19 protein-coding genes are annotated in these 21,736 nt (G+C 41.7%); 8 read left to right on the top strand and 11 right to left on the bottom strand.

Going from position 1 to position 21,736, the window contains the following annotated elements:
- Positions 1–21 precede the first annotated feature (21 nt).
- From B3L97_RS01635 to B3L97_RS01625, 3 genes are read right to left on the bottom strand one after another with little or no spacing between them, the layout of a single operon-like run.
- A complete protein-coding gene (locus B3L97_RS01635; RefSeq protein ID WP_286933287.1) occupies positions 22–930 on the bottom strand; it encodes a bifunctional enoyl-CoA hydratase/phosphate acetyltransferase in 909 nt (302 codons plus the stop codon).
- Entirely contained in the window at positions 927–2,021 is a 1,095-nt protein-coding gene (gene buk / locus B3L97_RS01630; protein ID WP_024821359.1) for a butyrate kinase, read from the bottom strand. Before buk ends, B3L97_RS01635 begins: the two co-directional genes overlap by 4 nt.
- Before the next feature lie 54 nt (positions 2,022–2,075).
- Positions 2,076–4,706 (bottom strand): ABC transporter substrate binding protein, encoded by a 2,631-nt coding sequence (locus B3L97_RS01625; protein WP_286933285.1) that lies wholly within the window; start codon positions 4,704–4,706, stop codon positions 2,076–2,078.
- A 226-nt stretch (positions 4,707–4,932) separates the two neighbouring features.
- Between B3L97_RS01625 and B3L97_RS01620 the strand changes: the two genes are divergently transcribed.
- A complete protein-coding gene (locus tag B3L97_RS01620) occupies positions 4,933–5,760 on the top strand; it encodes an aminotransferase class IV (RefSeq protein WP_286933283.1) in 828 nt (275 codons plus the stop codon).
- A 107-nt stretch (positions 5,761–5,867) separates the two neighbouring features.
- Here B3L97_RS01620 and B3L97_RS01615 read toward each other — a convergent pair whose 3' ends face one another.
- A complete protein-coding gene (locus B3L97_RS01615; RefSeq protein WP_286846987.1) occupies positions 5,868–6,731 on the bottom strand; it encodes an EamA family transporter in 864 nt (287 codons plus the stop codon).
- A 162-nt stretch (positions 6,732–6,893) separates the two neighbouring features.
- On the opposite strand from B3L97_RS01615, the gene phrB reads away from it, so the two are divergent.
- Positions 6,894–8,249, top strand: a complete 1,356-nt coding sequence (phrB, locus tag B3L97_RS01610; RefSeq protein WP_286933280.1) for a deoxyribodipyrimidine photo-lyase — start codon at positions 6,894–6,896, stop codon at positions 8,247–8,249.
- 118 nt (positions 8,250–8,367) lie between these two features.
- Here the strand turns inward: phrB and B3L97_RS01605 are convergent, their stop codons facing one another.
- The 7 genes from B3L97_RS01605 to rsmG all read right to left on the bottom strand — a co-directional run bounded on the left by B3L97_RS01605 (position 8,368) and on the right by rsmG (position 12,783).
- On the bottom strand, positions 8,368–8,934 hold the full coding sequence (locus B3L97_RS01605) for a biotin transporter BioY (protein WP_286846982.1): 567 nt from the start codon (positions 8,932–8,934) through the stop codon (positions 8,368–8,370).
- A gap of 102 nt (positions 8,935–9,036) precedes the next feature.
- Positions 9,037–9,675, bottom strand: coding sequence for an IMPACT family protein (locus B3L97_RS01600; RefSeq protein WP_024821353.1), 639 nt, complete (start codon positions 9,673–9,675; stop codon positions 9,037–9,039).
- Positions 9,672–10,163, bottom strand: coding sequence for an HIT family protein (locus B3L97_RS01595; protein WP_286933277.1), 492 nt, complete (start codon positions 10,161–10,163; stop codon positions 9,672–9,674). Before B3L97_RS01595 ends, B3L97_RS01600 begins: the two co-directional genes overlap by 4 nt.
- Before the next feature lie 43 nt (positions 10,164–10,206).
- Entirely contained in the window at positions 10,207–10,431 is a 225-nt protein-coding gene (locus B3L97_RS01590; protein WP_024821351.1) for a hypothetical protein, read from the bottom strand.
- 15 nt (positions 10,432–10,446) lie between these two features.
- Positions 10,447–11,340 carry a ParB/RepB/Spo0J family partition protein gene (locus B3L97_RS01585; protein WP_286846978.1) on the bottom strand — a complete coding sequence of 298 codons (894 nt, stop codon included), beginning with the start codon at positions 11,338–11,340 and terminating at the stop codon, positions 10,447–10,449.
- Entirely contained in the window at positions 11,313–12,089 is a 777-nt protein-coding gene (locus B3L97_RS01580; RefSeq protein ID WP_024821349.1) for a ParA family protein, read from the bottom strand. Before B3L97_RS01580 ends, B3L97_RS01585 begins: the two co-directional genes overlap by 28 nt.
- Before the next feature lie 4 nt (positions 12,090–12,093).
- Positions 12,094–12,783: a 16S rRNA (guanine(527)-N(7))-methyltransferase RsmG gene (gene rsmG, locus B3L97_RS01575; RefSeq protein WP_024821348.1), complete on the bottom strand. Its 690-nt coding sequence runs from the start codon at positions 12,781–12,783 to the stop codon at positions 12,094–12,096.
- Between the two features lie 96 nt (positions 12,784–12,879).
- Between rsmG and B3L97_RS01570 the strand changes: the two genes are divergently transcribed.
- From B3L97_RS01570 to B3L97_RS01545, 6 genes are all read left to right on the top strand, one after another.
- Complete coding sequence (locus tag B3L97_RS01570; RefSeq protein WP_286846975.1) at positions 12,880–13,614, top strand: Rossmann-like domain-containing protein; 735 nt, start codon at positions 12,880–12,882, stop codon at positions 13,612–13,614.
- Entirely contained in the window at positions 13,611–14,417 is an 807-nt protein-coding gene (locus B3L97_RS01565) for a thermonuclease family protein (RefSeq protein ID WP_024821346.1), read from the top strand. The genes B3L97_RS01570 and B3L97_RS01565 overlap by 4 nt, the downstream gene beginning before the upstream one ends.
- A gap of 291 nt (positions 14,418–14,708) precedes the next feature.
- Positions 14,709–18,368 (top strand): hypothetical protein, encoded by a 3,660-nt coding sequence (locus tag B3L97_RS01560; RefSeq protein ID WP_286933272.1) that lies wholly within the window; start codon positions 14,709–14,711, stop codon positions 18,366–18,368.
- A 79-nt stretch (positions 18,369–18,447) separates the two neighbouring features.
- A complete protein-coding gene (locus tag B3L97_RS01555; RefSeq protein ID WP_286933270.1) occupies positions 18,448–20,064 on the top strand; it encodes a PucR family transcriptional regulator in 1,617 nt (538 codons plus the stop codon).
- Positions 20,065–20,286: 222 nt separating this feature from the next.
- Positions 20,287–21,018 (top strand): DUF5058 family protein, encoded by a 732-nt coding sequence (locus tag B3L97_RS01550; RefSeq protein WP_286933267.1) that lies wholly within the window; start codon positions 20,287–20,289, stop codon positions 21,016–21,018.
- A gap of 17 nt (positions 21,019–21,035) precedes the next feature.
- Positions 21,036–21,725, top strand: a complete 690-nt coding sequence (locus B3L97_RS01545) for a hypothetical protein (protein WP_286846971.1) — start codon at positions 21,036–21,038, stop codon at positions 21,723–21,725.
- Positions 21,726–21,736 lie beyond the last annotated feature (11 nt).

Genomic DNA, 21,736 nt, shown 5'->3' with positions numbered 1-21,736 from the left:
TATAGAATTTAAAATAAAAAACTAATCTTTACTCGCTACCACAGCCCCAAGGGCTATAGAAAGCAATTTTGTTTCCATAGAATCGAAACGACTAGTGAGCACTATTGGTTTTTTAGCTCCAAGGATAACACCCGCCCCCCGCCCCCCAGTCATATACAACAGTACTTTACCTATCATGTTACCCGCCTCTATGGAAGGGACTAAAAGCATGTCAGCATGTCCTGCTACAGGCGAATCAATACCTTTAATCTGCGCTGCCTCTATACTTACAGCATTATCAAGAGCAAAAGGCCCATCGAGAGTACATCCAGTAATCTGACCTCGGCGGTTCATTTGGGTAAGAGCCGCAGCATGGAGAGTGGCAGGCATATCAAGATTAACCACCTCTACAGCGCCTAGAGCTGCAATGAGGGGATTACTAACACCAATTTTATGGTAACACTTTACCGCATTTTCTACGATAGCAACTTTAGCATTCAAATCTGGGTACATATTCATACCCCCATCAGAGATACCAATGACTCTTTTCTGGAGAAGAGGTATCTCAAAAAGGAAAAGGTGGGAAAGAAGAGATCCAGTTCGAAGCCCCCACTCCTTGTTCAAAACAGCATGAAGCAACGTCGCAGTTTTTATGAGCCCCTTCATCAAAAGGTCCGCATCTCCTGATGAAACCATCTGGACAGCTTTTTCCGTTGCGGAATAATCATCTTTCTCTTCGATAAGAGAAAGTCCCGCAAGATCGAAACCATGTTCTTCTGCTTTAGCACGAATGTTTTTAGGGTTACCGATAAGGAGTCCATTAATCAATCCTAACTTGTGGGCTTCACATACTGCCCCAAGAACATCGTCGCCGTAGGGGCAGGCTACGGCAAGGTTCATACGTCGCCCCTTTTTACACATATCGATCAGAAAATCGAGGTTGTGCATCATTCTATTTTCCCTCCCACAAGACTTTGTTCGTATATTTTAGCTTTTTCTTCTCCCCTAAGAACCCGAAGGGCTCCATCGGCCAAAGCTTTCATCTCGTCTTCGCCAGGATAGACTAAAACTGGTGCTATCCATTGAACACGGTTCTGTATCAAAGCAACAAAATCACTATCGTAAGCAACGCCTCCTGTAATCAGTATAGCGTCTACTTTACCGGCCATAACCGTAGCCTGAGCAGCAATTTCTTTTGCAAATTGATAGGCCATCGCTTCATAAGCCAGCTTCGCCTTGGCATCTCCCGACCCTATTCTTTTCTTTACTTCCCTCATGTCACTCGTCCCTAGATAGGCCATAAGACCACCTTTTCCTACGAGCTTACGGAGCATGTCTTTAAGGCTATACTGGCCACTAAAACAAAGGCGTACAAGATCTACTGCAGGCAATCCCCCTGCTCGCTCTGGAGAAAATGGGCCAAAATCGTTACCGCTGTTAAGATCTATCATACGCCCTTGGCAATGGGCACAAACAGTAGAGCCGCCACCGATATGAGCCACTACAAAGTTCACCTTATCCCAAGGCTTACCAAGATCTCGCGCAGCTAATCGCACAGTAGCTTTCACGTTTAAAGCATGAGCTAAAGATATTTTAGGCAATTCAGGAAGACCTGTAATCCTCGCTACTTCATCCATTTCATCTACAGCTACAGGGTCCACAATAAAGGCGGGGATATGAAGAGGATTTGCTATAGCATCTGCAAGAATTCCACCAAGGTTTGAAGCATGTTCCCAAGGCTTTCCCAGCTTAAGTCTACTTAACAAAGCGTCACTCATAGTATATGTTCCTCCAGGGATGGGGTCTACAAGACCTCCTCGACCCACTACTGCACTAAGAGAATGGAAAAATGCGCCATGAGCTGTTGCCGCTTCTTGAATCGTTGCCAAGCGAAATTCAAATTGATCGACGATATGGTCGTACTTGGCCAGTATTTCGAGGTCATGATGAACGGTTTCCCTCCACTGTTCCTCATCGTCGTGAAACCAAGCAATCTTTGTGCTTGTAGAACCAGGATTAATAGCCAACACTTGGAAAAACACGCAAGTACCCCCCTTCAGACAAGTGAACGTGCGCCTTCTTTTCGTCGAACCACATTATACATGAATAGAAGAACGTAATACGTTGTCCCATATAGTATTTCCATGTCGCGCAAAAACATCTATGCATGTATCTACAACCTGAGGATCGAACCAATCTCCACGGTGCTCTTGAATCTCTCGCAAAGCTGCATCTACCCCCAACGCGGGGCGGTATGGACGGAAAGAAGACATTGCTTCCACTACATCCGCCACTGAAATAATTCTGGCTTCAAGGCGTATTTCATCCCCTTTTAATCCACAAGGATACCCTGATCCATCAAAACGCTCATGATGTTGTCGCACAATATCGGCAATCGGCCATGGAAAACAAATAGAAGAAAGAATATCGGCTCCATAGTGAGCGTGTTCTTTTATAATGGCAAATTCAGCCGCATTGAGGCTACCAGGTTTACTGAGAATAGATGATGGTATGGGGATTTTTCCTATATCGTGCACAAGAGCCGCGTAATAAATAGAATCAACTTGAAAAGAAGATAAATGCAGGGCTCTCCCTATAAACCGAGCTAAAATAGCTACTTTCTGTTGATGTCCCACTGTGTAAGGATCTTTAATTTCCAGTAATCGTCCCATTAGATGAAAAGTTTCCTGAAATGTCTTTTCTAACAATAAAATATTATCGCGAAATAATTGATTTGTCTTCCTACGCGATAAAGCAGCTCCAAGCAATAAAGCGACGATTTCAAGAAGGTTTTTTACAGAATTTTTTGCCTCTCCCTCCCAACAGGATGCACACGTCAAACATCCTGCAACTTCATCTTCACAAAGAATGGGGAGCATATACACCGATTCCTTAGGATAGGGTTTAAAAATTCTATTTTTGTCAAAAGAAGACCAATAAAATGGATACTCTTCACCAAAACAAAGCATGGTCTGAGACGAAAGGACTCGTTTTAAAGGCTCTACTTCATCGAAAGTCAATGGAAAAGATTCTCCACCCCCCTCTTTTGCATCCCTATGCCGCACATAGGCTATTCCTCTGTCAAAAACAGATGTATCGAAGAAAAAAAACGCCATATAGCGAGTTTTTGTAATCTGCCAAACTTCATGAAGAACGGCAAGAACCGTTTGCTCAAAAGGCTCATCGCTCACAAGATGAGCTGATGTAGATGCCACTATTTCCTTCATTCGTAAGTGTTCTCGAACGGCTTCTTCTCTTTTTTTTGATGCGGTATTATCTGAATAGATACCGTAACACCCTCGATAGAGTCCATCTACTACCAAAGGGTATGTAGAAATAAGAACTGGCAGAGGAACCCCATTTTTTCTCACTCTATACGTCTCTTTTTCACTTATAACGCCACCTCTGACTGTTACTGCTGAAAGCTCCCTGGCATTTTTTAAAAGATCAGGACTATCGGTAAGCAAAAGATCGGCATCTTGCCCTAAAACTTCCTTTAGTTTATATCCAAACATTCTGAGAAAAACCCTGTTAGCCCTCACAATCCTTCCTTTACAATCTGTAAGGATTGTGCCATGAGGAGCGTTTTCAAAAAGCTTCTCAAGAAGTTCCGTTTCAGAACGAAGAGCCTCCATTTCTATTTTAAGCTGCCTATCATTCCAAAAAAGGGCGAGGGCGAGGATAAAAAGGATTGTCGTAATGGCTGCACTTATAGCAATAACTCTGCGATACTTGTATAAAAAACTTTGAGGTTCGTTCACAAAAACAGCGAGGTATGGAACATCTCGTAAAGAAAGGGAACGCGACTCCAGCGAAGGGTAGTTAACCATAAAAATTGGAGAATCCTCACGAATCGGTATATCAGAAGGAGGCGTGCCTTCCAATGCTTGTATAGCCAAAGCAGCTGCTCCACGGCCATGCTCTTTAGCCTGTAAGACACTGCCAGCCAAGGCACCTGCCTCTATCATAATATCCCAAAAGCTAAATATAGGAGAATCGGTAGCTTGCTGAATAAAGGATATAACCTCTGTAGGAGACATATATTCTTCCTCTCCATTGCTGGAAAATTGCAATAGAAGAACGATGGTCTGAGATGGAAGAGATTTTAGGGCTTTCTCTAATTCCTTATGCGAAAACCCTAAAAGATCAATTTCTTCCAGTTCAACTGAGAAGGGAATTATACTCTGACGAAAAAGAGAGATAATACTCATAGCAGTGGGAGACAAGTCGCTAATAACAGCAATGTGTCTCGTATAAGGATAGAATCTTAAAGCCAAACGCAGCGTTCCTTCTATGTCAACTCGCTCTATAATTCCAGTCGTGTTTGCCCCTATTTCATCGGGAGAAAAATTACGGCTATTCACCCCACAGAAAATAAAAGGTATTTCCCCGAAAAGTCTTTTGCCAGAGTGAGCGAGGAAAGAAAAAGCTTCATCATCACAGCATAAGATGGCATCGAGAGGAATATTCTGATACTTAAGCCGAAGAGTATTTTCAAAGTGTGCTATATATTTGCCCGGAACGGAGCGTTTTGCATCAAGATATTCTACAAAAATTCTTGTTGTACTATTCCATTGAGAAAAAGTTTTCATAATTCCATCGGTTAAACCATCAGACCAAGGATAGCCTTCATGGTAAGAATGCAAAACGAGTAGCGTTGGAACATGAGAGATTGAAGTTTTTCCATAGATGGGCAAGGGGAAAAGGAACAACAAAAACAATGACACTATAAGAAAGCATCTTTCACAGTGTCTTGGCCATTTTTGCACTATTTTTATAAACATGAAATCATTGCAAAAGCGCCAGAAGAACAGGATAAAGCAGCCCCCTTTAGATCTTTATTTTAATATCATACCATTCTTATCTGTTAGAAGAAAAACTGATGCATCATATTTCCTTTCACGTTATACTAGCCATCGCAGCTAGCGAAAATATGAAGAGGTGAACAATGCTATGAACCTATGTTATATGAATGGAAAATATCTCCCTTTAGAGGAAGCGACCCTCCCTGTTACAGACCTTATTATTCAACGAGGTGTAGGCGTTTTTGAAACAATTTGTACTCACTCTCGGCGCCCTTTAATGCTTCGATCTCATCTTGAGCGCCTTGAAGGTTCCGCTATTTCTTCGTCAATGGTTATGCCTCTCTCTCTAGACCATATTGCAGAGATAATAAGAGAAGGTATCGCAAAAATGGACTCAGAAGTCCTTATTCGTCCATATATAACTGGAGGCGACTCTTTCGGAGAGAATCAGCTTTTCAATTCTCCTCGTTTCTTTGTACTTTTTGAGACTGTTGAAAAACCAAACCAGGAAATATATGAAAAAGGAGTCACTCTTCACCCCATTAACGCTGAACGATATCTTCCCAGCGCTAAGAGTATTAATTACATGCTCTCCTTTACAGGGCAAAAAGCAGCTAAAGGGACCTTCGAAATACTTTATTGTCCAGAAGGAGAAATAGTAGAGGGGGCTCACAGCACCTTTTTTCTTGTAAAAAATAACCGAATTATTACGGCCCCTACGACTCGCGTTCTTTCAGGAACAACTCGAAAAATTATTTTAGAAATAGCCCGGAAAGAACAAATAGAAGTGGAGGAAAGGTGTCCTCTCCTCACGGAACTTTCAGAAGCTGACGAAGCTTTTATTACTGGAACTGTAAAAGAGGTTGTACCTGTTGTACGCGTGGGAGATCAAGTTATTGGGAATGGTAAGCCTGGGGAAATAACCCGACGTCTCCACACCCTCTATCTCACAAATATAGAGAAATGGTTAGATTAAGGGATAAAACACTGTAAGAAGGTAAATAAAACCCAGTCGAGTAAATTTGATTGGGTTTTATTTACTAACATGTAAGGGAAAGAAAAGAGTTTCTCCTCTATTTTTTCTCAAAAAGAAAAAAGAAACCACGCCCCGACGAACATGAGTAAAACACCTGTAATGCGTTGGCGTATCTTTTCCTTGAAAACAATCACTGACAACAATAACGTAACCACCATGCTCAACATAGATAAAGGTTCAGCAATGCTCACTTCTACGCTTTGGAAAGCAATAAGCAAACAAAGATAAGCGTAAGCATTTATAAATCCACTGGCTAAAGAAACCCACGGACGACAATGAAACAACGAGAACACTTCTTTAAATGCCCCTGTAATAACCAGCCAAACTCCGAGATATAAAGTCACAAAGAAATAAAGGAAAAAAGAATAAAGAACAGGAGATGTTGTTGATACATTTCCTTTATCAATTACCCGTCCAATAGCCAAAAGGAGAGAGGACACCATCATCATCTGGCAAGGTCTATCGACAAACAAGGCTTTTAATGATTGATAGATGTTCTTTTGACGATTGAGGAAGGTTGCCCCATAAAGCAAAAAAAACAATCCTACCCCCTTCATGACAGATAATGATTCTGATAGAAAAACAACTGAAAGAAGAAGAAGAAAAAGTATGTTGAAATTATAGAGAGGAGAAACAAGAGATACTTCTCCTTCTGCTAAAGCCTTAATATAGAGGAGAAAAGCAAAGGAATAAATAACGCTGCTTCCTGCTACATATTTCAAAAAACTCCAATCCACACTTTCTGACATGAGAATAAAACAAACGAAAGGGGAAAGAAAAAGAGTGGCCAATCCAACAAAAAGCATCAAAGCTGCCGAAGGATTAGCATCGTTTCCTAACATCTTTACTACAATTCGTTCAAAACCAAGCAATATGATACGGCCTAATAAAGCCATGTAAGAAATCCACATCTATAATCCCACCCTTATAAAAATCCGTTTACCCTACCCTTTATACTGGCTAGAAGCAATAATGATATATTTTTCATTATACATATTTTCAAAAGATAAATGACTATTATTTCCCAGGAAATAAATGGGGACGACTTTTAGGAAAGAGAGGACTGAATCGGCGTGGAAAAAAGAATGCGTATTATAAGAGAAGGAGAGCTTGGGGAAGGTCCAGTAGTATATTGGATGAATAGAGACCAACGAGCTCGAGACAACTGGGCCTTGCTCGCTGCCCAAAAATACGCCCTCGAACAAAGGAAGCCTCTGCATGTACTATTCTGCTTAACCCCATCCTATCTTCATGCAAACAAAACAATGTATTCATTCATGATTCACGGGCTTGAACGTGTTAGAGACGAACTTGCTTCTTATAACATCCCCTTATGCATACTATCAGGTGCAGCTCCTCTTTCCCTACCACAGACATTAGAAGACATTAAAGCCGCTGCGCTATTTACAGACTTTAACCCCCTTCGCATTAAGAAAGAATGGATTTATCAAATAACGGAACAAATCCATATCCCTTTCTATGAAGTGGATGCTCATAATATTATTCCTTGTTGGACAGCCTCCCCTAAAAGGGAATATACTGCCAGGGCATTCCGATCTAAAATTAATAAGTTACTTCCCTCTTTTCTTACAAACATTCCTCCTCTTTTGTTTCATCCTTACTCACAAACTATAGAGACAGACCCCTTTCAGGCTGTAGTTGAAAAAGTATTTCCTCATTTTAATAATATTCCATCCCTACAATGGACTCCTGGGACAACGTACGGGATGAAGAAACTTGAATTTTTTCTACAGACAAAAATATCTCAATATAGTACACAAAAAAATAACCCCACTGTAGATTGCTTATCCGGCCTCTCCCCCTATCTGCATTTTGGGCATATTTCTCCTCAACGAGTAGCTTATGAAGTCATATCTTATAAGGGGGAGGAAGAAATAGACACTCAATCACGAGAAGACTTTTTGGAAGAACTTATTGTTCGAAGAGAATTAGCCGATAATTTTTGTTTTTATACAGATAACTATGACACATTCGATGCATTCCCTGATTGGGCAAAAAACACATTGAACAAACACCGTTTCGATCCTCGCCCATATTTTTACTCCTTAGAATTACTTGAACAGGGAGAAACACATGATCCTCTCTGGAATGCGGCTCAGAAAGACATGTGCATTCATGGGAAACTTCACAGTTGGCTTCGAATGTATTGGGCGAAAAAAATCCTTGAATGGTCCCCCTCTCCAGAAGAAGCCTTGAAAAGAGCAATCTACTTAAACGACCATTACGAAATAGATGGACGAGACCCCAATGGATATACAGGCATAGCATGGTCTATAGGCGGCGTTCATGATAGACCTTGGCCCGAAAGGCCTATCTTTGGGAAAATTCGCTATATGAATGAAAAAGGCGCGTATCGAAAGTTTCACGTGAAACATTATATCGATAGTGTTACGATTTTAAATCCATGATTGGTCAAATAAAATCAAACCCTATTCCCCCTTATTTTGCCAGTCAAGTGCGGACATTATAAAAAGGGAGGCCCCCTAAAAATTTTTTAAGGGCCTCCCTTTTCCTTGACTTTTTAAGTTATATTGTTATAAATCCAGATTTTTGAAGAAGAGGAACAATTCTCCACGCAAAAAATGTAGCTCCTATTCCTTTTATAATATCAGAAAGAAGAAAAGGCATAACTCCTATCTTAAATACACCGAACCAACTCACAGCTTTTCCTGCTATTAAATTAAGATTTACATATAGGCCAACCATTCCCATACAGTAAATTACAAAGAGACCAACAAAAGCAGCTATCCCATATAGAAAAATATTCTCCTTAGGAATATCTATTTTCCAAACAATGCTTCCAGCTACCCACGAAGCAATAACAAAGCCCACTAAGTAACCAATCGTAGGAGACAAAAAAATTTGCACGCCTCCTCCGCCAGCAAAAAACGGGAGGCCAAGAACACCAAGCAAAAAATAGAGAAGTTGAGATAAAGCGCCATTTTTAGGCCCCAAAAGCATTCCTGCTAACAAAACCACAAAAACATGCAATGTCATAGGTACAATTGGAAAAGGAATGCGTATTTGCGCACTCACTGCCGTTAAAACAGAAAAGAGAGAAACAATCGCCATGCTACGAACAGAAAATCTCACAAAAAAGCACCTCCCTATGTTAACCAGGCTATTATATAGGTTAACATAGGGAGGTGTAAAGCCCCTTCTCCTTAATATTAAAGAGTATATAGGTATTGACTATTACTGATCTTTGGACGTTTCTTCCCATCCCCATTTTTTTATCATACCGGAAGCCTCTTCTTCTGATAAATAAGATTCTACAGAAGGAACAGAAGAAAGGGGGACAAAAAAAGATAGAGTAATCGTTTCAGCATAGGCAGGAAGCATACTTTCTTCTGAAACATCGCGATTTTTTAACTGATAGACTATTGTTTTATAAAGAGAGTAAGGAAATTCTACATATCCTCTTTTGCCCATTCGACCCTCTTTTTTCCCTGCTTTTTCAAGTGCTTGGGTTGTTGCATTCCCATACGCCTCAATAAGGCCTCGAACGCCTAATTTAATACCTCCAAAATAGCGCGTTATGACAACAGTCGTAAAAGTTAAGTTCGCTCGTTGAATTGCTCCTAATATAGGTTTCCCAGCTGTACCTGAAGGCTCTCCTGCATCTGAACAATATTCTATAATAGGATCAATTCCTACCCTATAGGCCCAACAGTTATGGGTTGCTTGTTTATGTTTTTGAGATACATCTGAAATAAACTGGCGGGCTATCTCCTCACTTCTGGAAACACTTACGTGGGCAATGAAAAGAGAACGTTTTATTTTTAGTTCGTACGTTACATTGTTTAAAGGTTCATAAAAAAAATCAGAAATCATTCAAGGCTCCATGCATCTTTTATTTTGCAATATGTCTGTTCAAGACTTTCTGGGATCACTCTAGTCTCAGCTAAAACTGGCATAAAGTTAGTATCTCCATTCCATCGAGGAACTATATGCAAATGCAAATGGCCATCAAAACCAGCCCCTCCAACTCGGCCTAAATTTACTCCGAGATTAAATCCTTGTGGTGCCATAACTTTTTTTAAAACTTTTAAACAATGACCAGCCAAGCGGTGCATCTCCAACAATTCTTCATCAAGAAGATTTTCATATAACGCTGTATGTCGATACGGGGCAACCATTAAATGTCCAGGATTGTAAGGAAATGCATTACACATTACAAAACATTTTTCTCCCCTAAACAAAATTAAACGGTCCTCATCTCGGTCTTCTTTGGGAAAGTCACAAAAGATACAATGCTCTTCTTTTTCTTCCGTCGAACTTGAGATATAAGCCATACGCCATGGGGCAAAAATACTTTCCACGATGCCACACCTCCGCTATATGTTTCACGTGAAACATTAATAATTATCTCTTTCTTTTATTTTTACGCCATATCTGTTTTAAATAAAGCCATCCTTGCCATAAACCAATAATGGCACCTAATAATGTACACCCTATAATAACCGTATCGGGGTATCCTCTAGAAAAAAGCCACCGCCCGATCCAATAGCCCAAGAATATATAACCTGCTATAAGAAGGGCTGTTGAAATAACCTTTCCAAATAATAAAAGGTCCTCTAGTCCCTTCAATATAAAACGCCTCCCCTATTTCCCGGGAAATAATTGGACAGCTGATTCTTGAAGAAGAGAACCCAATTTTTCTATCTGTTCCATGGATAAACCACGAATAGAAAGACGTAATGCGTCCCCATCTCCCGAAATCCGTGCCTGAAGACCATATTGTTTTGCAAGGTGTTCGAACACAGCTGGACATTTCTGTTTACAAGAAGTCTTTTCCTTAGATTCCTCCCAAGAGCCCTCCTTAAATCGCTTCACAAGCAATTCCAATTGCCGAACAGAAAGATGCTCTTTCTGTACTCGCCGTGCAAGTACCAGCATATGTCCTTCAGATTGAAGGCCAAGCAATGTTCGAGCATGGCCCTCTGTAATATCTTCTTCTTCAAGCATTTTTTGAATAGAAGAAGGTAATTGCAATAAACGCAATTTATTTGTTAGAAGGGTGCGACTCCATCCTATTCGTTCAGCAACTTCTTCTTGAGTAAGAGAAAATATGTCAATAAGTTCTCGAATAGCTCTAGCTATTTCTAAGGGTGAAAGGTCTTCCCGCTGGATATTTTCAATAAGAGAGATCTCCTGTACTTCCTGATCTGTCCCATTAAAAAAACATACTGGGACTTCGTTAAGGCCTGCTATCTGAGCCGCTCTCCAGCGTCGCTCTCCAGCTACAATGTTATACATTTCCCCCACTTTACGAACCACTAACGGTTGGATCACTCCATGGGTTCGAATGGATTCCGCCAGCGCCTGCAAATTCTTTTCATCCATACTTTTACGTGGCTGTTTATCATTTGGTTGAAGAAGAGAGAGAGGAAGTGTTTGTACTTCCCGCTCATCGTTATGGATGGACGATACATTCTTAGCCCCTGGCAAGAGGGCTCCTAACCCCCGTCCTAGTGCTCTGCCTTTGCTTCCAGCCATCTTTTTGCAACCTCCCTGGAAAAGGTAGAATACGCTTGGGCTCCAGAACAGTTGGGTTCGTAGTATGCAATGGGCATCGCATGACTTGGAGCCTCAGAAAGCTTAATGTTTCGAGGAACAACCGTAGAAAAAACTACCTCCCCGAACTGTTTCTTCACTTCCTCTACCACATCATTCGCTAAACGAGTACGGGAATCATACATTGTAAGGAGCACTCCATCTATATTCAAATCAGGATTCAGACAATCTCGAATAAGCCCGATGGTACGGGCTAATTGACCAACGCCTTCCAAGGCATAATACTCACATTGTATAGGAACTATCAGCTTGTTCGCCGCAACAAGAGCGTTAATAGTAAGCATGCCAAGGGAAGGTGGGCAGTCGATAATAGCCACATCAAAATCTTTTAGGAGAGACATGTGACGGCGTAAACACGTCTCTCGACTAATAATGGAGGCCAATTCTACCTCAGCTCCTGCTAAATCGATAGTTGCTGGCAACAGAGTTACGCCTTCCCAAGGGGTAGGGGATAATGCTTCATGAATAGAGACTCCCCCTAAAAGAACATCATAAAGGCTCGTCTTTATAGTGTCTGGCTCCACTCCTAATCCGCTTGTGCAGTTTCCCTGCGGATCCATATCCACTGCCAGAACAGAATAGCCAAGGCTTCCTAATTCTGCCGCAAGATTGATGCACGTGGTAGTTTTCCCAACTCCACCTTTCTGGTTGGTAATAGCTATAGATAGCACAGTGTCACCTCCACCAAAATTTTTTTTCTGCCATTCCAGATCTCCGTGGAAACTCTTTAGGGCACGGTAATACTTTTTCCCATTTAAGAAGATAGTGTTCTTTTTTGTTAATGCTATACGGAGAAATGTCTGTTGCAGAAAGCCCTAATCGCAAAAACTTCCCCTCTAAAGGGGCTATCTCTTCCTTGTAAAGAGGCCCCTTAAAAGCAAGCACCCCCCCTCCTTTTGCTACAAAAGGAGATAGATATTCCAAAAGGACCCCTGTTCCTGTTACTGCCCGAGCGCCAGCTAACATATAACGTTCCCTCTGTTCTCTTGCATACTCTTCGGCCCTGGCACAAACAATATCCACATTGGTTAACCTCAAAAGTTGTACAAGCTCTTCAAGGGCTTTGCACTTCTTCCGCACACTATCAAGAAGAGTTACGTGTATATCGGGCCTACATATAGCCCATACTATCCCAGGGAGCCCTCCACCAGTCCCCACATCAATAACCTTCCCTTGATCAGGGAGAAAAGGAAGAGAAAAAAGACAGTCAAGAACATGTTCGTCCCATAGGGTTTCAGGATCCTGCGGTCCTGTCAATCGCACCCGACCAGAAAAAGAAACAAGACCCGCAATATAGCGATCCAAAGCTGGCCGGAAAGGTTGAACCATACAAAGAATCTCTTCAATATTTAATTGGACTGGCAATCAGCCAACCTCCTCTAATATCAAATAATATTCATTCATTATTTTTGTTATCATAACCCTTAAAGGGAAGTTTTCCAAACAGATGGAGGGACGCTTATGCGCTTTTTTGAAAAACTTATTTCTCTAGCCAAAGAACAGAAAGATGCTCCTGTTCGAGAAATAATTCTTGGATGGCACGCAAGTATTGTTAGTTTTGAAGATGGAAGATGGGGGCTCGGCATGGTTCCCCCTGGAGAAAAAATCCCACTATCCTCCAGAGAAGAACACACCCAAAGGCTCCTTGCCTCTACTGCTCATGATCTCGTATCTCTTTTTGCATCCCCTTACCCTCAAGAATTCGCAGCTGCCTCTGCTGCCGCTGCAGCACTCTTGCCTCCAGAAGGACCTTCTCTTCCTCTCGATACCATAGCAGGAATTCCAGCCGGCGATAACGTTGCAGTTATGGGATACGATCGAACACTTACTCCTTTCCTGCGAGATTGGGGATGGTCTATGGTGATCCTTGATGACGAAAGAGAGGCTCCTGATATTTTCCCTGAAGATGAAACCCCTCAAAAATTACCTTTATGCAAGTGGTGTTGGCTCTCTTCAGACACTCTTCGAAACAGGTGGTTTACTTTCATTCAACCATATATCTCCCAAATGAAAGGAGTTTTTCTTCGAGGCCCAGGCCTTCCATGGCTTCCCCATCTCTTCAAAACAGCAGGGGTAACACACCTTATTCTGCCCTCTATAAATAAATACGAAATCTCTTCCATTACATCTTTTATTGCAGCAGGTGGAAATCCTTGGCTCTGTCGACATATTACGTGGCGGGTGCATATCTTATGAATGTTAAAAAAAGAACGCAACGCTTTTTTGTGTTATGGCTTCTTTTTGTTGTTCTTATCTCCATCTTCGTTATTTCTTCACAAGCTTCCTGCACGTCTTTCTTTTGCCCTGTCTCTGTGAGGAAAGTTATTGACGGAGATACTATTTCTGTGTCTCTCCCCGACGGAACAGAAAAACGGGTGCGCTATCTTCTCATAGATACACCAGAACTCCACCACCCCCATCGTGGAGAAGAGGAACTAGGGGAGGAAGCCCTTCAGATGAATACACAACTGCTCCAAATGGGACAAATCCTCTTAGAGTTTGACGTTGAAAAACGGGATTGTTACCAACGTCTTCTTGCCTATATTTGGTGCATTACGAAAGAAGGAACATTTTTAGTCAATGAAGAGCTCGTACGCCAGGGTGTAGCAATGCCTTCTACCATTCCTCCTAATGTTAAGTATGTATCCCGAATTCAAAATGCTTTTCGAGACGCTTGCGAGAGGGAAGCGGGCCTTTGGAGACTAGCTCGTCATCGTCGTTTCACTGCGAAACAGATATGGGAGTTCCTTCCTTTCCTGAGAGGACATTTTGTCTCTTTTTCTGCAACAATTCAAGATGTAAAAGAAACGCCTTTACGTTATATTTTCCGTGATGGACGCCTCTCACTTATCATATATAAAAGCGAAAAAGATCTTTTTCCTTTAAATAGTATAAAAAAAGGGACTCACATAGAGGGGGTAGGGAAGGTGATTTCAGGAAATAGCGGAGGTGAAATTATTCTAAATAGCCCATTACAGCTGTTTACTCTTGTCTACTAATGGGAAAGAGCCTAGTGGCTTTATAAATGATTTCCACATCTGGACAAGTTATCCACAATCCTTATAATGCACGGGGTAAGTGGGACTAAATCCACGACTTCTCCACTGGGTTATCCACTTATCCACATATCCACGCCCTTTAAAAAGGCTCTATATGTGTGTAGTTTTAAACTGAATAATTAAAATTATCAAACGAGTATTCTTTACACGTCTTCCCGATGACAAAATCTTCAAGAGAGAGTATCGTGAACTTTATATATATGTGAACTAAGAAAGGGTAAGAGGTGGGCAATGAAAAGATCCATTTATTTTGTTTTACTATTCGTCCTCATTTGTTCGATAGGAGGTATCTTTTTCCTCCCCTTCGTTAAAATTGATCTCGGGACTGCATCGCTTCGAGCAGCTTTGGAAAAAATCTTGGAAACAGCGACTTCTTATTCTATAGAAATAGGAGACATTCATGGGAACCCCCTTGGAGGGTTTACAATAAATGATGTTGTTATATCTAACGGTCAGGCTATTGTTGGACAGGTTAGCACTCTTTCTATTCGGCCCTCTCTATTATCTCTTGCAACAGACCACCCGAGATTAAAGAGACTTCGTCTAGAAAAATTCTCTCTTTCCATAGACCACTTTCTATCTTTTAAAAAAGAGGAAGCTAGGAGATGGAACCTACCTCAAGATATTGTTATGGATATCATCGTATCCCAAGGGAAAATTACCAGCTCTTCTTTAGGTATTGTAGATATTGGGAGAGGCAAAATATCAGTAAATAACCAACACATTACAGTAGACGGGCGGGTGAAAATAAATAACGCCCCTCTCTGGATCAATATGGAAGGGCAAGTAGGGGAGAGAATTTCTGTTAAATATATGAATTTTAAAATAGCTGAAGGGACTATCCAACTTTCTGGATATGTATGCCCGGAAATAGGGCTTGCCGGCAAAATAGAGAATGTGAATCTCTCAAAATTCATGCTCGCTTTCCCTCCGGCTAAGAAGACTATTGATCGTCCTTTAGAAGGGACCGTTTCTTCCAGCATTATTCTTCGCGGCCGTTGGCCATCCCTTGTTGCGGAAGGGCAGCTTTCCGTGGAGAAGGGGCACATTTGGGGATTCGACGTTTCGCAGGGAACAACTCGTTGGGCATGGGATGGCAAGACGTTAAGTTTTCTTGACATAAATGGATTGTTCTTTGGAAGCAACGTACAGGGAAATATCGTTATCTCTCCTCAAAAAATGGTTCAGATAGACGTAACGGGACATGAGTTAAAAACAGCTGAATGGTATGGCGTTTTCCCCTGGCTTCGTTTTGCACAAGGAACTCTCGATACCCTCCGCGTAGAGTTGGCAATACATAATGGGAAGAGAGAAGGAGTCACCACCTTTACTAGCACGTCTGCTGTCCTTTCCGGCTTCCCTCTAGAAAAGCTGACTGGGAAACTTTTTTTCTCTCCAGAGCACCTCATAACTGTAGATGCTTCGGGGTTGTGGCATGCTACTCCAGTAAAAGGGAAGGGCACTATTACTATTAAAGAAAAAGGGGCGAACCTTGATCTCGCATTCGATGTGCCGAAACTTTCTCTCAAAAATATACAAAAAATAACGCCGGAATTTCAAGCTCTTCTCCTCGAAGGGGATGTATCTGCTGCTGTTTCTCTTCAAGGTCTTTCTACTTCACCAGAAATTCAGGGAGAGATCCGATCTAAACGGATTCGAATAAAAGGTAATATCCTGGAAAGTTTTGCTCTGGATTTCATACAAAAGGGAAATATTACTACTATTTCCTCTTTCGCTGCTCTTTTTCAAAAAACATCTATCAAAGGAGGGGGGGAGATACAACACCTCTTCGCAAAAGAAGAACCCATTTGCAACATAAGAGGAAACATGAACAACCTGTCCTCTGCTGCTCTTGAGACTCTTCTACCAGATATAAAGCCTCTTCATGCTTCTGGATCTCTATCGGCAACATGGCAAATTTCAGGTTCTCTTAAAGATCCTATTTTTACTATAAATGCAAAAGGGGAGAACAATAAAATTTTTGAAAAGGTTCCTCTTCAAGACCTTGAAATGTCGGGAAAGTATAGAAAAAATCTATTTTCGCTAGACGCAATCAGAGGAAGGATATGGGGAGGGCTTTTTCTGCTTTCCGGTACCTTTGACATAGCTCAATCTGGAATAGCTCTCAATATAACAGGGGATATACGTCACATGAAAATAAACAAAATGGGTCCTACCTTGGCAGGCTGGCAAAAAATGGATGGGGAAGTAAATGGAACTTTCAACATCCTTGGCACCTCGAGGGCTCCTTTATTAACAGCCATCATAGAAGGAGAGAACATGACGCTTTCTGGCCTTCTTTTCGATAAAGTTACAGCGAAAATAGAAGGGACGCCAACAGAGTTACAAATAGAAACTGTTACGGCCATGCTAGCGGGGTCATTATTGGAAGGGGCAGGTACATTTTCTGTGGGGAAGGGGTTAAATATGAACATTACCATCCCTCCCACAAATCTCCAGGCAATAGTGTCACAATGGCTTTCTCAATCACCTGTAGATGGGAACATCGCTGGTGAGATTTCTATTTCTGGCCCCCTACAACGACCATCTATCTCGGCCACAGGCACATCTCAACATATTCGTATTGGCGGACTTGTTCTGAGTGACGTCTCATTAAAAGCCCAACCCCAAAAAGACGGAGCTTTTGTTTTTTCCCTCGATGGAATATATAAAAATGTTCCTGTAACCATTCTAGGCGGAGGAGACCTTGCTAAAGACGGATGGGAAATTTCTTTAACGACAGGAGAAAAAGGCATTCCCCTTGAACTTCTCGCTGCCAATGGAAATGGGAAAGGACGCTTTTCTGGCTTCCTTAACGCTTCATGGAAAGGGAAAGTTAGCGAAAAAGGCCTTCGTGGCAGTGGGCTTATCTCTTCTTCAGAGATGAAACTATACGGCTTTACTCTTTCCAGAATTCAGCTTCCCATTGAAACAAGTTCTGATGGGAAATTTTTAATTACAGATGGGGAGGTTCAAGCATACGGAGGGGAAGGTACAATCTCTGGGAGTTTCGATCCTCAAAAGTTTAGGTGGGACGCAAATGTTATAGTAGAAGGGCTTGACTTGGAAAAAGCCTCTATAGACTGGCTACCACCAGAAGGGAAACTCTCCGGGGAAGGGACCCTCAAACTTGATGCTTCTGGCACAATGGGGCAGTTAAAGTTTGTTTTCGGAAGTGGCTCTCTCTATATAAAAGAAGGGGCCATAGAAGGATTCCCTCTTGTTAAGAAAGTAAGCGGCACAGATAAAATTGGTTATCGTTCGATCATGGCTAATTTCAATCTCGACGGAAGAAGCCTTTATCTCCTTCCAGGAAGCAGGATTTCCGCTTTTACTAATGATCCTGTTTATCGCTATTTAAACGCAAGCGGCTCTCTTGGATTTGGAGATAAAACCGTTTCGCTAAAATGCACGGGAGACATTAATTTAAAAGCTTTAAATGCCCTCCTTGGCGGTATCAAGGGACTCATAAGCGTGGGAGACAATATTACAGACCCCCTGTTGCTTCAAAAGTTCCTATCTGGACTTTTAGGCGGGTATTACTCTGTACGAGATTTTCGTGAGGCTAGTTTTACACTCGAAGGGACATGGGACAATCTTAAAATGTACGATTTAAAAGTCTCTCAGCCTGTTCAAAAATCGCCTATACCGACAGACAGCTCCTTCACACGGGAGAAAAGAGACGATGAAATTGACGATATAACCATTAAGCTATCTTTTCCGACTGGAGAGGGGAAAGATAGCTCGCTCAGCCCGGGAGAACAAGTAAAAAAACAACTTATGGAAAACCTGTTAAAACAAATAATAAAACCAGAAGAAATTGAAGAGATCTCGCCAAGCCCTAGTAAAGAAAACGATGCTGGAGCATCTTCTTCTAATGGCGGGCTATAAAAGCACAGAGAAAAGAGACGTTGTTAACCAGATCGCATGAGAGAACAGAGAAAAGAGACATTGAAGGGAGTTTTTATACATGACCATTACTGTACGCCAAATGCTTCGAATCCCAGAGTTGAGACGAATGAAAATTGTTGCTGGAGAAAGTGGCCTTGATACGAATCTTGTATCTACGGTCACTGTTCTTGATGCTCCAGATATAGAGCGATGGGTTCATGGAGGAGAATTTGTCATTACCTCTGGATATATTTTCAAAGATGATCCTACAGCCCTGGTGCAAGTAATCGAGAATCTAAGTAAGGGAGGAATGGCTGCCATTGGCATAAAGTTGGAACGCTTTTTGAAAACTCTCCCAACTGAAGTAATAGAAGCAGCAAACAAGCTTCGTTTCCCCATTATTAATGTACCTATTGATTTTGCTTTTAGCGATATTATTAATCCGGTACTCTCTAATGTAGTAAACGCACAAGCTCAGGAGCTGCGTTTCTCCGAGAAAGTTAGTCAATCTTTCTACGAGCTTATTATGAACGGAGAAAGTATCGACGAAATACTCGACAACCTTCAGTACTTTATTCATGTAGATTTAGCTTTTGTCGATACGGTATTTGGACAAAATTATTACTGTGCCCAATCTGAGGACTTTGTCGACCGTATCCGGAGAACAAGTTTACCCCAACTTGTGCGTGAGATCCCTAATCGACAAGCAGTTATTGGAGATAAAACATACGGGTATCTTTTCTTCGATGTAGAGGACTTAGGGACCCTTCCTAAAAGTTGGGACATCTCTATTTCTCATGCTATTACAGCTATTTTAATTTGCACTCAAAAACGGATCGCTAAAAGTGAAGCTGAGAAACGATATCGTGATGAATTTGTCCAAGACATCCTTTTAAAAAATGTCCGTTTTGAGAAGGAGGTCTGGAATCGTGCTCAACTTTTCGATTGGGATTTACGCGGGCCTCAGGCTGTAATGGTAGTCGATATAGATAACTACAAACACCAGTTTGAAACAGCTCGGCAAATTGACGAAGCAATAGCTACTCTTGATGAGGTAAAACAGCGGATTTACAACATTTCTACCTCTATCACAAAAAAGGATTTTCCTAACGTTCCCTACGCAGAGATGAGCGATTCCATAGCTTATATCATTCCATCATCTCTACGTGACTACGATGAGTTTAAAAAGAAACTATTAAGAACGCTTACGTCAATCCAAGAAGAAGTTTCGAAAAAAACACATTTTACCGTTACTATTGGTGTAGGAAATACAAAAGATAGTATATTTGCTTGCCACCAAAGTTATGAAGAGGCGCAAAAAGCTCTGGAAATGATACGAACAACCTGTGGCGGCGGACATACTATTTTCTGGAGAGATCTTGGCGTCTATAAGCTTCTCGGCAACCTCTATAACACAAAAGAAGCCGTGGCTTTCTATTACGACTATATAGGGAAACTTATCGAGCACGACAAAAAGAAAAAGAATCAACTCGTTGAAACCCTCGAGACTATTGTACGTTGCAACTGGCAGTTGAAAGCCGCAGCTCAAGACCTTTCACTCCATTACAACACATTGAAATATCGTTACAGAAAAATTTGCGAGCTCATAGACCTCAATACGAATGATAGTGAAGATCGCCTCAATGTGGCTCTTTCATTAAAATTGTATCTCATGGACAAATATCTAGATAAATAATTGTCTTTTGGTTTCTATAAAAACTAAAAAAGAAACGGAATCGTCCCTTAGGAACATAAACTTGAAACGTATATTGTTTTTGAGGGACGATGTTTATTGCCTCCATTACAGATACAATTTCTTGTGAAAGTTGCGACTATGTTTTGTTTCGTGTGAGCGCGCACACAAACGAATATGCAAAAAACGCTGTTTTCGTTGGAATACTGTGGAGGTGTTTTTGTTATGCCAGAGGCTGTTCTTCAAATAGCAAATAGTTGGCTCATTTGGGGCATTGCTATTGCTATCATAGTCATCGTTCTAATACAATCTCTTTTGTATATCCGCCTTTCTTTCAGAGCTGCAGATCAGATTGGATTTCCCCGCGAAAAATGCGTCCGCGGCCTTCGAGCTGGCGCTATTTCTGCCATTGGGCCGTCCATAGCTATTTTTATTGTTATGGTAGGTATGATGTCTGTTGTTGGCGGGCCTATTACATGGCTGCGGCTTTCCATTATCGGAGCCGCTCCCACTGAGTTAACAGCGGCTACTATTGGAGCCGAAGCGCTTGGCGTTAAGTTTGGGTCGGCAGATTACGACTTAACCGCTTTGGCCACATCGTGGTGGACCATGACCATTAATGGTACAGGTTGGCTTATCTGTGCCGCTCTCTTCACTCATAAGCTAGAGGGTATGCGAGAGAAAATGGGGGGCGGAGATCCTGTATGGCTTGCTATTATGTCTGGTGGCGCTATGTTAGGGTGTTTTGGATTTCTCAATTCTCGAAATATAGTTTCTGGACTTCGAGAACTTCAGTCTGGCCTGGCTGGTGGCGGTGGCCCCCTCTATGCTGCTATCGGAGGGGTGCTCGGCATGGTTCTTATGATGCATTTAGCAAAAAAACTTACTTGGCTCCGTGAATATACCCTTGGTATCGCCATGCTCATAGGAATGGCTGTAGCTGTTATTCTCGTCTAGCTAAAGGAGGCTCTATTATGGTCAGTCATGAAGAATTCGACAAAATATGGAAAAAGCCAGCTGTAAAGATAGGAGTTATAACTATCATAGTTCCTATGCTGATGTGTTTTTTACCTAACGTATATTTATTCCTTCGGTTTGGGGCTTTTCCGCCTCTCTCCGTAGCACTTAAAGCCTGGGCTATGATTGCTACCATTTTTGGGGCATTTTACATAGTGGAGTTGGTGTCTTATTACCCTATATTGGGTCTTACAGGTACCTATATTACCTTCCTCACAGGTAACATGGGAAATCTCCGCGTCCCTTGCTCCGCCGTCGCACAGGAAGTTGTCGGCGTCAAGCCAGGGACACAAGAAGCTGAAATTGTTTCAACCCTTGGTCTCACTGGCTCAGTGGTAACGAACCTTTTTTTCACTACATTAGCGGCGGTAGCTGGAGCAACATTGCTTGCTATCTTCCCGGAACCTATAGCTATTGCTTTTAAGCAGTACACTGTAGCGGCTATTTTTGGTGCAGTTTTTGGCCAATTTACATTAAAATATCCAGCCCTTGCAGCAGCCGGACTAGGTATCCCCTTGCTCCTGTTCATTGGAGGGCCCGCTATCGGCCTATCTTTTTTAGCGGAGTCATGGATTGTTATCATTGGTTCTGTTTTTGGCACTATCGGCTTTGGGCGCTTGCTCTATAAGAAAGGGCTTTTACATTAAATTTTACATTT

It is taken from the genome of Aminobacterium sp. UBA4834, assembly GCF_002400205.1.
Taxonomy (GTDB): domain Bacteria; phylum Synergistota; class Synergistia; order Synergistales; family Aminobacteriaceae; genus Aminobacterium; species Aminobacterium mobile.
This window is presented reverse-complemented; position numbering and strand designations above follow the sequence as displayed.